The organism is Polaribacter sp. IC073 (assembly GCF_007997075.1).
Lineage (GTDB): Bacteria > Bacteroidota > Bacteroidia > Flavobacteriales > Flavobacteriaceae > Polaribacter.
Map to the genome: position 1 here is coordinate 195,086 of NZ_VORS01000006.1, position 15,273 is coordinate 210,358.

At 30.9% G+C, this 15,273-nt stretch carries 11 protein-coding genes, 3 tRNA genes and 1 pseudogene; 3 read left to right on the forward strand and 12 right to left on the reverse strand.

What is annotated here, in order from left to right:
* Nucleotides 1-71 precede the first annotated feature (71 nt).
* From ES045_RS10530 to ES045_RS10555, 6 genes and pseudogenes are all read right to left on the reverse strand, one after another.
* Nucleotides 72-932, reverse strand: a complete 861-nt coding sequence (locus ES045_RS10530; protein WP_147116243.1) for an alpha/beta hydrolase — start codon at nt 930-932, stop codon at nt 72-74.
* A 43-nt stretch (nt 933-975) separates the two neighbouring features.
* Entirely contained in the window at nt 976-2,352 is a 1,377-nt protein-coding gene (locus ES045_RS10535; protein ID WP_147116244.1) for an aldehyde dehydrogenase, read from the reverse strand.
* 5 nt (nt 2,353-2,357) lie between these two features.
* Nucleotides 2,358-3,151, reverse strand: a pseudogene (locus tag ES045_RS10540) (SDR family oxidoreductase).
* A 95-nt stretch (nt 3,152-3,246) separates the two neighbouring features.
* A complete protein-coding gene (locus ES045_RS10545; protein WP_147116246.1) occupies nt 3,247-3,825 on the reverse strand; it encodes a Crp/Fnr family transcriptional regulator in 579 nt (192 codons plus the stop codon).
* Between the two features lie 150 nt (nt 3,826-3,975).
* Entirely contained in the window at nt 3,976-5,187 is a 1,212-nt protein-coding gene (gene odhB, locus ES045_RS10550) for a 2-oxoglutarate dehydrogenase complex dihydrolipoyllysine-residue succinyltransferase (RefSeq protein WP_147116249.1), read from the reverse strand.
* Nucleotides 5,188-5,444: 257 nt separating this feature from the next.
* Nucleotides 5,445-8,180 carry a 2-oxoglutarate dehydrogenase E1 component gene (locus ES045_RS10555; protein ID WP_147116251.1) on the reverse strand — a complete coding sequence of 912 codons (2,736 nt, stop codon included), beginning with the start codon at nt 8,178-8,180 and terminating at the stop codon, nt 5,445-5,447.
* A 187-nt stretch (nt 8,181-8,367) separates the two neighbouring features.
* Here ES045_RS10555 and ES045_RS10560 point away from each other — a divergent pair.
* From ES045_RS10560 to ES045_RS10570, 3 genes are all read left to right on the forward strand, one after another.
* A tRNA-Asn gene (locus tag ES045_RS10560) sits at nt 8,368-8,441 on the forward strand.
* Nucleotides 8,442-8,462: 21 nt separating this feature from the next.
* Nucleotides 8,463-8,534: transfer RNA gene (locus ES045_RS10565), tRNA-Gly, on the forward strand.
* Between the two features lie 24 nt (nt 8,535-8,558).
* Nucleotides 8,559-8,644, forward strand: a tRNA-Leu gene (locus ES045_RS10570).
* A 497-nt stretch (nt 8,645-9,141) separates the two neighbouring features.
* Here the strand turns inward: ES045_RS10570 and ES045_RS10575 are convergent.
* From ES045_RS10575 to ES045_RS10600, 6 genes are all read right to left on the reverse strand, one after another.
* Nucleotides 9,142-9,342 carry a hypothetical protein gene (locus ES045_RS10575; protein ID WP_147116252.1) on the reverse strand — a complete coding sequence of 67 codons (201 nt, stop codon included), beginning with the start codon at nt 9,340-9,342 and terminating at the stop codon, nt 9,142-9,144.
* 118 nt (nt 9,343-9,460) lie between these two features.
* Nucleotides 9,461-9,979: a hypothetical protein gene (locus tag ES045_RS10580; protein ID WP_147116254.1), complete on the reverse strand. Its 519-nt coding sequence runs from the start codon at nt 9,977-9,979 to the stop codon at nt 9,461-9,463.
* A gap of 438 nt (nt 9,980-10,417) precedes the next feature.
* On the reverse strand, nt 10,418-13,399 hold the full coding sequence (locus ES045_RS10585) for a DEAD/DEAH box helicase (protein WP_147116256.1): 2,982 nt from the start codon (nt 13,397-13,399) through the stop codon (nt 10,418-10,420).
* A gap of 4 nt (nt 13,400-13,403) precedes the next feature.
* On the reverse strand, nt 13,404-13,814 hold the full coding sequence (locus tag ES045_RS10590; protein ID WP_147116258.1) for a hypothetical protein: 411 nt from the start codon (nt 13,812-13,814) through the stop codon (nt 13,404-13,406).
* Between the two features lie 11 nt (nt 13,815-13,825).
* The gene (locus tag ES045_RS10595; protein ID WP_147116260.1) at nt 13,826-14,098 is read right to left on the reverse strand and encodes a helix-turn-helix domain-containing protein; all 273 of its coding nucleotides are present in this window, start codon (nt 14,096-14,098) and stop codon (nt 13,826-13,828) included.
* Between the two features lie 98 nt (nt 14,099-14,196).
* Nucleotides 14,197-15,177 carry a hypothetical protein gene (locus ES045_RS10600; protein ID WP_147116261.1) on the reverse strand — a complete coding sequence of 327 codons (981 nt, stop codon included), beginning with the start codon at nt 15,175-15,177 and terminating at the stop codon, nt 14,197-14,199.
* Nucleotides 15,178-15,273 lie beyond the last annotated feature (96 nt).

Sequence of the window (15,273 nt, forward strand, 5' to 3'; positions counted from 1 at the left end):
TATACTACATAAAAAATCCCGAGTAAAAGCCCGAGATCTTGATAACTAAAAATCTAAAACTCCAGGTAATTCTATTTATGAATGTCTATAAATTCTAGAATTTCTTTGTAATTTTTATTCCATGGCCAAAAGAATTGACGCATCATTGGAATGTGTTTCTTTGATTGAAAATTGATTTTAACGTTTGGTTGGAATTTATTTAACTTTTCTAGAAAACCTTTATTTTGAGAAATAATTGATGGAAATGTTTTAGTTCCCGTAATCATAAAAATTGGTGGTGTTTTTTCTGATACAAAATAAATAGGAGAAGCATCTTTCCAATTTTCTTCTTTACCTGTCCAAGTTACATCATAATTATGATTTTTAGTTGGGGGATATTTCTTTAGATAAGAATACATGTCTAATCCTGCTGCATCATTTAGAATTATACCTTTTACGATATCTCTATCTTCTAAATATTTAGGATTCGTTCCTACCAATGCAATTAAATGTCCGCCTGCAGAATGTCCCATTAAAAATATTTGATCGGGATTTCCGTTGTACTTTTCAATATTTTCATGCGTCCATTTTATAGCTGCTGCAACTTCCTTTGCCATCGTATTGTAATTCCCATTAGGACTTAACGTATAATTAGGAATTATGGTTACCACATCTTTTTTAGCAAAATTTCTACCTAAAAATCCATAAATACCTTTTCTTCCTTCATTCCAGTAACCACCATGAATAAAAATAACAACAGGGTTGTCTTTAGATTTACGTGTCTGATAAACATTTAACTTTGGAAAAGATGCTACCAAAGCTTTTGACTCTTTTAGATACGAAATATCACTTATTTTTTTAGACGCACAACTACATAAGGAAAAGGCGCAAAAAACAACTGTTATGGTTTTAAAAAATTTATTAATATATATTGATGCTATTAATTTATTCATTCCTTTTATTTTGATAGTGTGTTATCGTATGCTTTAAACAGTCTTAAAGAATTTTCTTAATTAATTTGAAGTACTTAAAAGGCACGTATTTTAATGGTAAATCCATCCATGTTGGTGTTGTTACTACAGCTCTTTTGTTACTAAAGACTAAAAAACTTTCTTGTCCGTGATAATTTCCCATGCCGCTATTTCCGACACCACCAAATGGCAAATGGTGATTGCTTATATGCATTAATGTGTCATTCACACAAGCACCGCCAGATGTCGTTTTTGCTAAAACGTCTTTTGCTTTTTTATTTTTTCCAAAATAATAAAAAGCCAAAGGTTTTTCATTCTTATTAATGTAACTAATTGCTTCATTAATATGATTAAAACTCATTACAGGTAAGATAGGTCCGAATATTTCTTCTTGCATTACCAAAAAATTAGGCTGAACATTATCTATAATAGTAGGTGCTACAAACTTTTCTTTCAGATCAATCTCACCACCAGTGTGTATTTTCCCTTCATTTAACAAACCACTCAAGCGTTCTACAGCTTTTTCATTTACAATACGAGGATAAAAACGACTTTCCTTTACAGTATCACCATACATCAGTTTTATATTCTTGGCAATTTTGTCTAATAACTCTTCTTTAATAGACTCATGAGCAAAAAGATAATCTGGGGCAATGCAAGTTTGACCTGCATTAATTAATTTACCCCAAGTAATTCGTTTAGCAGCTATCTCTATATTTGCATCAGCATCAACAATACACGGACTTTTACCACCCAATTCTAAAACGACAGGTGTTAGATTTTCGGCTGCTGCTTTCATTACTACTTTACCTACTTTAGGGCTTCCTGTAAAGAAAATGATATCAAAATTTTGTGCAAATAATATCGTATTGGTTTCTCTTCCTCCTTGAACTACACTAATATAATCTGATTCAAAATTTTCTGAAATCATGTTTTCCATTACCTTAGCAACGGTTGGCGTATCTGGTGATGGTTTTAGCACACTACAACATCCGGCAGAAATAGCTCCAACAAGAGAGTTAATTAGCAATTGAAACGGGTAATTCCAAGGAGCAACTATTAATGCAGTACCCAAAGGTTCATACAATACTTTACTAGAGGAGGGAAATAAATGAATAGGTGTTGACACTTTTTTGGGTGCTGCCCATCTCTTTAAATGTCTAATATGATTGTCTATTTCACCAGTAACAATACTAATTTCAGTTAAGTATGCTTCTTCCGGAGATTTGTGTAAATCTTCCCATAAAGCATTTTCTATTTTTTCTTGATGTTGAAGAATTGCTTTTTTCAACGTACGAAGTTGCGTTAATCTAAAGTCGATATCTTTCGTATTTTGTGTAGAAAAAAAGGTACGATGACCTGCAATATATTTAATAATTAACTCTTCTGCTGTAGCTATCATAATGCTTACTTTTTACGACCTGTGAAATGTTCCATCGTTTTATAAATTCCTAATACGTTTCCTGCAAACCAATCAAAAATATCAATGGACATAAAACCTTGTCCTAATCTTGTAAATCTGTACAAATAACCAGGAATTGTTACCATTCTTTTCTTTCGTTCTATTGCTTTTACGATGGTAAGTGCGGCAGATTCAGGTTCTAGAATTGGTATTTTCGATTTTACGCCATCAAACATTCCGGTATTGATATAATAAGGCATTATGGTAGTTATGCTAATGTTCTTTTTTAACTGTTTCATCTCGATACGTAAACTATTAAAGACCATTTGCTTGCTGCATACACCGACATTTTAGGGTTTGAAATTAAACCTCCAGAAGAAGCTATATTACAGATATGTCCAGAATTCTGCTCTAGCATACCGCTCAAAAATTCTTTGGTAATAAACATTGGTGCATTCGCATTAATTTCCATTGTTTTTAAAATATCTAACGTGGTGTGTTCATGGAAGTATTTTCCTGCAACAATACCAGCATTATTTATAAGCACATCAACGACCCCTATTTCTTGCTTTACTTTTAAAGCAGTTTCTTTAATTTGATTAATGTCGGAAACATCAATAGTAAACCCTAGAACATCACCTTTGTTCGCTAATTCTAAAATGGTCTCATCAATTTTTGATTGATTGATATCCCAAATAATCACTTTAGCTTCACGTTCTAAAAATAAACGAACCATAATTTTACCTATACCAGACGCACCTCCTGTAATTAAAACTACTTTACCTTTCATTTGTTTCATATCCTAAAAAATTGATGTTCATACTCTTAGACGTAAAAATAGGGAATTGATAAAATTTTAGCGATAACAAATGTTATCACTTTAGATAAGTTGTTTTAATCTGAATTTTTTAAACGACTTAAATGTACAGAACTGATATTTAGATAAGAAGCAATTAAATGTTGTGGTACTCGTTGAAATATCTCAGGAAAACTGGTTGTTAAATTTTTGTATCGTTCTAGTGGAGTTTGCGTATACATGGCCTGAATTTTGTCATTAAACATAAAAAAATAATCTTCAGCTAAGAGTCTTCCAAGTTTTTCGCCATACTTCAACTTATCATAACCAATTTGCACCATCTCAAGCGACATTACTGCAACTTCGGTATCTTCCATTGCCTGAATTGAATAATTTGACGGTACTTCTTTTAAAAAACTCTTATAATCTGTAGCAAATGTGTTTTCTAAGGCAAAATGAAAGGTCTTTTCCTCTCCGTTATTATCAACAAAAAAGATGCGTAACAATCCTTTATTTATAAAAAAAACCTCTCTACAAATATTTCCTTCACTAAGAACAATACGCTTTTTCTTGATTACTTTTAATTGTAACATCGAAGAATAATAAGACCATTCTGCATCGCTAATTTCAATATAACTAGAAATAACTTGATGTATATTCTTGAATTTTGAATTCATTTTCTCGATGATTATTTTAAGATGAATGTAGCTAAGTTATCTTTTTTTAAGTATAGAAGCAAATCTAATCATTAACAAAAAAATCCCAAGCAAAAGCTCGGGATTTATATATCTAAAAATCTAATTGTCTAAAACTGAAACAATCTAAATTTACATTTCTAATGCTTTTGTAGGATTGTTGTCCATCAACAATTCTGTAGGGTTTTCTAGAGCTTCTTTAACAGCAACTAAGAAACCAACAGATTCTCTACCATCTACAATTCTGTGATCATAAGACAACGCAACATACATAATTGGCTGAATTACAACACCACCATTTACGGCCATTGGCCTGTTTACAATATTGTGCATTCCTAAAATTCCACTTTGAGGAGGATTTATAATTGGTGTAGACAACATAGAACCAAACACACCACCATTGGTAATTGTAAAAGTTCCACCCGTCATTTCATCTACTGTAATTTGCCCATCTCTAGCTCTAATTGCCAAGCGTTTTACTTCAGATTCTACACCTCTAAAAGATAAGTTTTCTGCATTTCTAATTACAGGAACCATTAAACCTTTTGGTCCAGAAACTGCTATAGAAATATCTTGAAAATCTTGCTTTATCTGAAAATCTCCATCAATCATAGAATTCACATCCGGATACATTCTTAAAGCCCTAACTACAGCTAAAGTAAAGAAAGACATAAACCCTAAACCAACCCCATGTTTTGCTTTAAAGTCTTCTTTAAATTGTTTACGCAAGTCGAAAATAGGCTGCATATTTACTTCGTTAAAAGTAGTTAACATCGCAGTTTCATTTTTAACTGCAACCAAACGTTCTGCAACTTTTCTGCGCAACATAGACATTTTCTTGCGCTCTGTTCCTCGCGTTCCATTTGCTGGCTGAGTTCCCATAGAAGGCACTGCTTTTACAGCGTCGTCTTTGGTAATTCTACCATCTTTTCCTGTTCCTTTAATAGAAGAAGAGTCCATTCCTTTTTCTGCTAAAACTTTTTTAGCAGCAGGTGAAGCAGTTCCTGTAGCATACGTTGCTGCTTTAGGAGCTTCTTTTACTTCAACTTTCTTTTCTTCTTTTGGAGCTGCTGTTTTTGCCGGCGCATCACCTTCTGGTCTCGCTGCACTAGTATCTATTAAACATACCACAGCACCAACTTCTACAGCATCACCTTCTTCTGCTTTTAAAGTGATAATTCCACTTTCTTCAGCTGGCAATTCTAAAGTTGCTTTGTCTGAGTCTACTTCTGCAATTGGTTGATCTTTCTCAACATAATCCCCATCTTCAACTAACCAAGTTGCAATTTCTACTTCTGTAATCGATTCTCCCGGAGAAGGAACTTTCATTTCTAAAACACTCATGGTTTCTTATTTTACTTGCACTGAACTTGTTTCAGTATCTAAATTTAATTAAAATTTTTATTTTTTAGGCGTTTAAACAGGCTTTTCACTATATCTTTTAACTTTTTGTCATTGCGAAGTTTTCTTTTTTGAAAACTGTGGCAATCTCTTAATCAAAAACAGATTACTTCGTTCCTCGCAATGATGCCTATTTATATAGACAATTAAAAGGTTAAAGCTACAAAAAAGTAGCTGAACGGTGGAAATCCTTAACGCGCTTACTCATTATCATTAAAAACACTATCAATAACGGCTTTATGACGTTTTTTGAATCGTGTACTAGAACCTGCTGCTGGTACTGCGTAATATTTACGAGAACGTACATTTAATTTCACCAAATCGAAACGTTCTAACATAAAGCTCCAAGCCCCCATATTTCTAGGTTCTTCTTGTGCCCAAATGTAATTTTCTACATTCGGATACCTGTCTATAACTTTCTGAATTTTCTCTAAGTGTAAAGGAAATAATTGCTCAATTCTTACCAAAGCAACATCTTCTCTTCCTAAAATTTCTCTTTCTTCTAATAAGTCATAGTAGAATTTCCCCATACAGAAAACTAGTTTCTTTACAGTGTCTGGGTTTAGCGTATCGTCTATAACTTCTTGAAATTCGCCTGTAGCTAATTCTTCTACTGTACTTACTACTTTAGAATGACGCAATAAACTTTTAGGTGTAAATACAATTAATGGTTTTCTGTAATCGCGTTTCATTTGTCTACGCAATAAATGGTAGAAATTGGCTGGCGTAGTACAATTTGCAACCGTCATATTATCGATTGCACACAATTGTAAATAACGTTCTATTCTTGCAGATGAATGTTCAGAACCTTGTCCTTCATATCCATGAGGTAATAAAATTACAATACCGTTTTGTAATTTCCACTTGTCCTCTGCTGCAGAAATATATTGATCAAATATGATCTGAGCTCCGTTTGAGAAATCTCCAAATTGCGCTTCCCAAATAGTTAATGTATTCGGATTTGCCATGGCGTATCCATAATCAAAACCTAAAACACCATATTCAGATAATAAAGAGTTGTAAATAAACATTTTCCCTTTATTCTCGGGGTTTGTGTTTAGTAAATTAATTCTTTCTTCGGTAACTTCATCACGTAGAATAGCATGTCTATGAGAAAAAGTTCCTCTTTCTACATCTTGTCCAGATATACGAACGTTAAATCCTTCTTCCATTAAAGAACCATACGCTAAATTCTCTGCCATTCCCCAATCTAATTTATTGGTTTCGAATGTCATTTTCGCTCTACCTTCTAAAATACGTTCTGCTTTTCTTAAAAATTGAACACCTTCAGGAACCGTAGAAACTACTTTTGCAATATGTTTTAATTGTGCTGCTTTGTAACTAGTATCTACAGGCTCTAGCATCGCTTCGAGGTCTTCTCTTTCAAAACCTTCCCATGTAGATTTCATAAATTCTCTTACTTTAGAAGTTTTATCTTCTTTAGACAAATCGAATTCTCTCTCTAACATTTCCTTAAATTCAGAAGTAATTTCAGCTAAATGATTTTTACCGATACTTCCTTCTTTCAATAACTTTTCAGCATAAATATCTTTTACATTTTGATGTTTAGCTATGGCTTTGTATAATTTTGGTTGGGTAAAACGAGGTTCATCACCTTCATTATGCCCATATTTTCTATATCCTAAAAGATCTATAAAAATATCAGATTTAAACTTCATTCTAAATGCTAGTGCCATTTGCATTGCATGACAGACAGCCTCTGTATCATCTGCATTTACATGTAAAACAGGCGATAAAGTAACTTTACCAACATCTGTACAGTAGGTGCTTGAACGAGCATCTAAATAATTGGTTGTAAAACCAACTTGATTGTTTACCACAATATGAATGGTTCCACCAGTTTTATAACCATTTAGTTTTGCCATTTGAACTATTTCATAAGCAATACCTTGACCAGCAATTGCCGCATCTCCATGAATTATAATCGGTAAAATCTTACTAGAATCTCCGTTGTATTTCCTATCTATCTTGGCTCTTGTAATTCCTTCTGCAACTGCTGCAACCGTTTCTAAGTGAGACGGATTAGGAACTAAGTTCATTTTAATTTCATTACCATCTCTGTAGGTTTTGCTTAACGTTAAACCCAAGTGGTATTTTACATCTCCATCGATATCATCATCTTCAAAATCTTTCCCTTCAAACTCACTAAATAAGTCTCTTACAGGTTTTTTAAAGATGTTTACTAAAGTGTTTAAACGCCCTCTATGTGCCATTCCTAAAACACATTCTTTTACTCCGTAGTTTTCTGCTGCTTCTCTTAAAGCAACACTAATCCCAGGAATTAAAGCTTCACCACCTTCTAATGAAAAACGCTTCTGACCAACATATTTTTTTTGCAAGAAACTTTCGAAAGTTACCGCATGATTTAATTTAGAAAGTATATATTTTTTTGAATCTACAGAATAATTAGGATGATTATCGTTTTCATTCAAACGATTTTGCCACCACTTTAATTTTTCTGGATTACGCATGTACATATATTCTACCCCGATCGAGTCGCAATAAATGCTTTTTAAGTGATTGATTATCACAGAAAGTTTAACCCTACCAAGACCCAAAACATCACCAGCCGAAAACTCTTTTTCTAAATCGTTTTCGGTTAAACCGAAATTATCTAGTTCTAAAGTTGGTTGATATTGCCTCCTATCTCTAACAGGATTTGTTGCTGTGAATAAATGACCACGTGTTCTGTAGCCGTTTATTAAGTCTACCACCAAAAATTCTTTTTTTACTTCCTGCGGAATTTCAGTAGAAACCTCTTCGTCAGAAAAAGAATAATTTTCATTAGCTAAGTCATATCCTTGAAAAAAGCTTCTCCAACTTGGTTCCACCCCATCAGGATTGATTAAGTATTGATCGTATAAATCGGCTATAAAGCCTGTATGTGCCGCGTTTAAGAACGAAAATTTGTCCATATTTTAGTTTGTGCTTTTTATTGTAAGCATATTCTCATAGCAAAAATACAATATTTTGAAATTTAAAGAAGAATTTATTCCCAAATTATTAAAATGAAAAAAAAATAACTTTTTTTTTGAAAAACGTTTGGAGAAGTCAAAAATAGATGTATCTTTGCAGTCGCTAAACACAAATAGTGTAGCAAACTCCTCTTTAGCTCAGTTGGTTAGAGCATCTGACTGTTAATCAGAGGGTCCAAGGTTCGAGTCCTTGAAGAGGAGCTAAGTTCATAAACATTGACTGCGAAAGTAGCTCAGGGGTAGAGCATCACCTTGCCAAGGTGGGGGTCGCGGGTTCAAATCCCGTCTTTCGCTCTAATTATGAAATAGCATACCAATGCTGAAGTGGTGGAATTGGTAGACACGCTGGACTTAAAATCCAGTGGTCAGTAATGGCCGTGCGGGTTCAAGTCCCGCCTTCAGTACAATAACCGTTGTTAATCTTTTGATTTTCAACGGTTTTTTGCTTTTATAAACTTCATCTTGCCAACCATTTTTTAAAATGTAGTTATTTAAACTTATTCTTACATTTGAAAAAGTATTGATTATTCAAAACGATGCACGCGCGCGAACAGATACCAACGAACTTTTTCCTTTAAGGCGTTCAATTCGTATGATTTTATCCATAATGCACCAATAGATAGACAAACCTTACAACTTTCTTTTTATGGTTTCCGAAAACGCCCTTTTTACCGTGCGAAAAAAAATTGCCCCCTCTTTTTTATAGTGTCACTTTTTAGGTTTTAAAAATCAATTATTAATTTTTTATAGGCTTTCAAAATTGCCAGCTTTTTTGTTTTAATTTATTATCATTACAGTAATGATATGTTAAAATATTATTGAACTTTGAACGGTTCTAAAGTTGCCTTTTGATAGCCTTTTTTTTAGCAACTATTTAAAAGATAATATGTTTTAAAAAAAATTAATACGCCCTAAACGCTCCTGTTTTGCCATAAAAAACGGCTAAATAGCAAAATGTAACTATTATAGAAATAATTAAATACCAAACAATAAATTGAATGTTTTTTCTCATTGATTCAAATTTTTTATTATTGTCTTTAGAAATGCTTAAAAGTTCTAATTGTACTTCTTCAGGAGTTAATTTTTTTTCTTCTTTTTCCATAATTTTAAGATTTTTTTTTATAAGCTTTAAATGTAAATTTACATTATTTATATTTTTTCACAAACTTACAATCAATATTTTAATGTTTTTTACGGTTTTCAATAATCTCACTATTCATTTATTTAGATAGTAGCAACCTTTCAATATCATTCGGATCTACCTTGTCAACCTCCTTTAATTTATTTATCAACTTTAAATACCTTTTTGTTGGTTTACCGTTGTAAGATTGTCTAAAATGTTTGCTGTAAAGTTCTGCATAGATTTTATCCTTGTCAAAGTAACTGCCAAAACCCCTTTCTATTTGTCGCCATTTCTTGCTTTTGGTTTGTGTTGAATACATTCCGTTTTTTTGCGCTGTTCTATGTTGAAATCTACCGTTGACTAAATGAAGCTTTCTGCATCTTATACCTGTAAAATTACATTTAAAGTATAAAATTACTCCTTTGTTTAAATTAGATTTTACAGATACTAAATAAATCCTATAATTATAATCTTGTTTATTGCAACTGTAATCAAAATCAATATATTTATTTTCATCACTTATAGTAACCTTAATACTTATACTTCCACTATTTTCGCCCCGCATTGTCCAGTTGATAGTTCCGCCAGTCTTTTTATTTGGTCTGAAGTAATTCATTTTTTTAAATCTGTTACAGATAAACTTTTGCTTTCATCAAATAAATAAGGGAATGTAATTTTTTTTGGCATCGTATTTTTTTTTTAAAACCTAAATATTTAGGGAATTTTGCAATAAATTAAACTTTAGTACTCCTTTTTATAGTGTCCTTTTTATGTTTTGCGAAAATCTAACTATTAGATTATTCAATACAAATCAACTATTGATTTTATTAATTGAAATTAAACTATTAAATTACTATATTTACATTGATAATAATTAACTTATTATTGAACTTTGAACGGTTCTAAGGGTTGCCTTTTGGTAGCCTTTTTTTATGCTGTTTTCACAAAGTTTAGTACTCTTAAAATTTTGTAGCAAATTCCTTTTTATGCCCTTATTTATAAGAGTTAACAGATTCTAACATCTATTTATATTCCTTATAATAACAAAGATGTTTTACGCTGTATTTTTACTTTCAATTTCTTGCCATTCTAACAAATCTATTAGGTTGTAATAACTCGGATTTTTACTGTTGCATCTTAGTTTATTCCATTCTTTAAACAAGGTCGTTTTATTTATTATTTTTAGTTTTTTTGCTTCAGCAAGAAACTTTAGAAGTTTGGTTTTGTTCTTTTCATCTGTTTTTGTTTTAGGGTTCTTTATGGTATCAATATTTTGAAACAATTTAATTTTACGGTTTATAGTTCTTAAATCAATAGGCTTTAATTTGGTTGTATCAATTAAAATACTATCAATATCAGAAACGCCCAAACTTTCTAAATGTTCGCTATTTCTTTGCAAATCTTCAAACATTTTTAAATTGTCGCTTACTAAATTATAAATTTCATCTTTAGGATTTAAACCTAAGTAAGTAATAGATTTTTTCAACTCTAAATTATTTGTAATTTGACGTAACACACTTAAAACCTCGTCTTTATTATTGCGCCAGTTATTAGCAATAAGTATTTTATTTTGTTCGCTTTGGTCTTTGCTTTCGGCTGTATCAAAATCAACGCGAATATGGTTTTTGTTTTCTATGATATTGATGTTATAATTTAATTCTAAAAAATGGATGTATTCCTGTTTTGTCATCATACTAAAAAAGCTTTTTGAAATATCATAAGCAAGGGCATAATCGTTTACAAAACTATTTTCATAGTATAAATATTTAGTACTGGTACTATCTTTTTTGTCTGTATCGTTTACATTAAAGCTTTGGGCATCTACAATTAAATTCTTTTTAGTTTCTAAAAATGAATAGTTAGGATTCCAACTTTTTAACGTTTGGTTTTTAGTTTGCTTATAATAAAAATAGTTTTTGCGGTTTTCGTCTTCATTCCTAAAACGCGCAAAGAATTGCTTTACAGATTCGGGCATTGGATTGTATTCGGTTTCAATAAAAACAACATCTGTAAACCCGCTTTGTTTTATACTTAAACCCTCGTCTATTATTGAAGTTGTAAGTACTAATTTTATTACATTATTAAATTTGCTTTGTGTAGTAAGTTGTTTAAAATCTTCACTTTTTTTAATATGATTATCTGAATTTAAAATAAGAATTTCATTTTTCTTATACCTCTTTGCTTTTAATAATTCTGTTTTTAAAGCGGTTGCAACCTTACGACTGTTTACTCTTACTATACATTTACCTTTTACGTTTTGTAAGTGCTGTAAAGCTATTTTTATAGGTGTTCTATTATCTACTATCAAAGAAACATTAACACGCTTTAAATCTTCTTTTTTTACATTCACTAATTTGTAACCAATAGCCTTAAAAAGTTGGTTTGTAGTTCCTGTAAGTCCTATTACGTTGTAAGTGTTTAAAAGACTTGTTAAGTTCTTTATTGTTTCACGTTTATAACTGTTTGCTATGATTAAATTGTGTACTTCATCAATAACAACATAATCAAATGTATTCGGGTCTTTTAGGTGTTTGTAACCTTGCTCATAAGTAGCCATAACAATTGAAACCTTTTTTGCTTTAATATGGTCGTCTGGTGTGCTATTGCCTGTAAGTGTAGTAATGTTTTTAAATTCGGCTTTTGTTTGCTCTACTATTACGGTTAACGGTGCTAAAATTAAAAGTCTTTTATTTGGTCGGTTTTTTGTAAAATCCATTAAAAAAGCGGTTGTTTTTCCTGTTCCCGTTTCTGCGGTTAAAATGGTTTTATTATGAGTATCTGAATAGTCTAAAATATTTTTTAACTGTTCACTAACATAGCTTTTTATATTTAGAGTTTTATCATATTTAATGGTTAACGGTTTTAACTTCAGATAATCAAAAAACAATAATTTTTCAGTATCATTTTTGGCGTTATCATTGGTAAAATTAACCTTGTCTTTGTAGTTTGCGTTTACTAAATCATAACACGCCGTAAATATTTGTTGCTCCCTGTTTTCTGTTACAGATGCAAGCATCTTTTTAGCCTGTTTAAAGTCTTTTTGTTGCGGTTGATTCTCTGTATATCCTTTTGTTTTTAAGTAGTTTATAAAGCGTTTGTAATCATTTTCATAATGAAGTTTTAAATATAAATCAAAGGGCGTAAATACTTTGTAATTTGAAAAACTACTACTATGATTAAAAAAGATGTTGTCTACTACAACCCCCGTTGTTTTACTGGTTGTACTTGGATGTTTATATCTATTATCATTTACTTGAATACAAACGTTATCTATTAAAGCTGTATGTATTGAAGTACTTGTATTAAATTGTTCTTTAATTGAGCCATAAACCGCCCTATTATCTGTAAATCTATATTGTTTTACGCCAGTATTTGAAACCTTTATTATTTCTTTTACATCGTATTCAAAAACATACGGATTCTTATTTATAAATCGTTTTTCAGTTTGCAAGGCTAAATACCTAACTTGTCTAAATTTATTTTGTGCTTTGTCAAAAGCTACATTTAAAATATTAGTTAAATAATTTGTAATAGCATTACCTATTTTTAAATGTTTGGTGGTATCATTATTTAAAACCTCTGCTAATTGTGGAACGTATAAAACCCCCGAAATTCCTTTTATACTATTTGAACGCCAAACCATAACGGCTATTTTTTGTAATTGCATAAATACATCTGCATTTTGCTTTGCATCCTGTAAACGGGTGTTTTCGTCATCTTTTACGTCAATATCAAAAAATAAGAAAGGCGCGCTTTTATAACAGTATTCGCCACTTGTACCGCCTTTGTATAAACCTTTTAAAATTGCAATACTGTTGCTTTTAGTGGGTTTTGTTTTTATAGTATTTAATCGCTCTAATAAAGTTCTTAAAGTATGATGCTTTTTAACTGGAATACTATTTTTATCCTTATTAGAATAGTAATTGTAAATCTCACTAAATAGCGGTGCATTCGGCACCATTTTAGAACTATTAAAATGATGCTTTACACTTACTTTAAAATCAGTTATAGGAACGACTTTTGTTAAGTCGTTCATAACCTTACTTTATATTATAATTATCTGAAAAGAGTTTTTTATTAGTACTTAAAAAGTTTACATTCTTAGACTTTGTTACTGGGCATCTACCTGAAAATAAAACTTGCAATAAGCCTTTTTTCTCATAGTATGCTTTTGCTTGACAAAGAAACTTTTCGGGTATTTTAGTTTGCTTAAATACGTCTGCGGTTGTAGTGGTTGTATAATATAGATAATTATAAAAACGTTTTCTATACTCATTCGCAAAAACCCCTTTTAAATAAGGTAAATTAAACCGTTTACAGATAATAGGTTGTTCACTTTTTGCTATGTATTCGCTTTGTTCTACAAAAGCAATTAAACGTGCTTTATTTGTTGTGTTTTTGACTTGTCCTTTTTCAAAAGACATACGGCTGTTTGATTTGTTATTGCTCATCATTCAGCCGTTTAAATTTCTACAATTGCGTTATCAATATCACTTTGACGGTAAAGAACGCGCCCACCGATACCGACCGCTTTTAAACGTCCTGTTTTATTCCATTTGTTAAGCGTAACAAAAGAAACGTTTAGCATTTTAGAAACCTCTGCTCTACTTAAGTAGGTCTTTGGTTGCTTTGGCTCAAAGTGAAGTTTTAAGCTTTCTAATTGAGTTTTTACGCCCTCAATAATTGCGTTTTGAAGTTGTTCGGGTGTTACCGAAATAAATTGAATTTGACTCATAATGTAATGCAGTATTTAGTTCTGCATCACAAAAATATCCCTATGTTAACCGCACTTTTAGGTGCATCGGTGCAAAGAAAGTGCAAAGTTTATGCAGTCTATTCTAAACTATCAAAAATGGTTTGATACTCTTTTGTTACATCAATTTTATGGTATTTACAGTATTCAATAATCTTTTTCATTTTACTTTTATAACCTTTTAAATTTAACCTGTCTGTATTATGAGGGTATGCTTTAAAAGTTCCCTCAATATATTGACGAAAAGAAGTTATTTTTAAATCTAAATCCAGTTCTTTTAAAAGTTCTGCTTTTTGAAATGTTTTATTGTTATACATAAAAACTCCCTCTTTTACCTTAGAAAGTTTTCCTTGTGCTATTAAAATTCCTATTTCAAAATAAGCAAACCTTTTAGGGGCGTTATTTTCTTTATTTTTAAGTTGAGGTTTATCAATTTCTTTATCTTTAAATTGTTTATTAAAAATATCTTCAAAAAGAGTGGAGTTGTGCAATATAATCGACCAAGCTTTGTAAAATTCGCCACCCTCAAATCCATTTTTAAAATAAGCCTCTTTTTTTAAGCAACTTAAATCTTTAGTTTGATGAATTTTGTATACTTCTATCATTTCTTTATAGTTTATAAAACTAATAGGAAAACCTCCTACTACTTTTCTAAAGACGCTATTTGGCACGACTTTAGAAAATACTTTATGAATAATTTGGTCATTCTTAATTGTAAATAAAGAGTTTTCTTTTTTTAAACTTTTCTTAAACTCATAAAACCCCTTTTGAAAACCCTTACCATATTCTAAAAGATAGGTATTATAAAAAACATCTATCGTTAATAAATTATAATCTTCATCTAAGATTTTTTCATCATCTATTAATCTCATAATATGCTTTTTTTCACCATAATTATAAAAGAAATTAATATTCTGATTATTGAAAGTAAATTGTGTATTTAAAGGTTTTGAACCAAAAAAATCTTTAGAGCTCCCTAAACTATTAAAATAATCTAAAATAATCTTTGGTGTAGTTTTTAGATTAAGATTATCATATAAACTTTTTACTTTTTCATTCATAATTAATAATCTATTTTTAAACGGTTCTAATAAGGTAGATTGTAAATATACTAAAGCAATCTTAAAAATACTTAATAGGGTTTTAAGTATTTATTG

Coding starts and splice junctions, on each gene's coding strand:
- ES045_RS10575 (WP_147116252.1), bottom strand. CDS start 9,342: ATGGAAAAAGAAGAAAAAAAATTAACTCCTGAAGAAGTACAATTAGAA.
- ES045_RS10585 (WP_147116256.1), bottom strand. CDS start 13,399: ATGAACGACTTAACAAAAGTCGTTCCTATAACTGATTTTAAAGTAAGT.
- ES045_RS10580 (WP_147116254.1), bottom strand. CDS start 9,979: ATGAATTACTTCAGACCAAATAAAAAGACTGGCGGAACTATCAACTGG.
- ES045_RS10595 (WP_147116260.1), bottom strand. CDS start 14,098: ATGAGTCAAATTCAATTTATTTCGGTAACACCCGAACAACTTCAAAAC.
- ES045_RS10535 (WP_147116244.1), bottom strand. CDS start 2,352: ATGATAGCTACAGCAGAAGAGTTAATTATTAAATATATTGCAGGTCAT.
- odhB (WP_147116249.1), bottom strand. CDS start 5,187: ATGAGTGTTTTAGAAATGAAAGTTCCTTCTCCGGGAGAATCGATTACA.
- ES045_RS10600 (WP_147116261.1), bottom strand. CDS start 15,177: ATGAATGAAAAAGTAAAAAGTTTATATGATAATCTTAATCTAAAAACT.
- ES045_RS10590 (WP_147116258.1), bottom strand. CDS start 13,814: ATGAGCAATAACAAATCAAACAGCCGTATGTCTTTTGAAAAAGGACAA.
- ES045_RS10530 (WP_147116243.1), bottom strand. CDS start 932: ATGAATAAATTAATAGCATCAATATATATTAATAAATTTTTTAAAACC.
- ES045_RS10555 (WP_147116251.1), bottom strand. CDS start 8,180: ATGGACAAATTTTCGTTCTTAAACGCGGCACATACAGGCTTTATAGCC.
- ES045_RS10545 (WP_147116246.1), bottom strand. CDS start 3,825: ATGAATTCAAAATTCAAGAATATACATCAAGTTATTTCTAGTTATATT.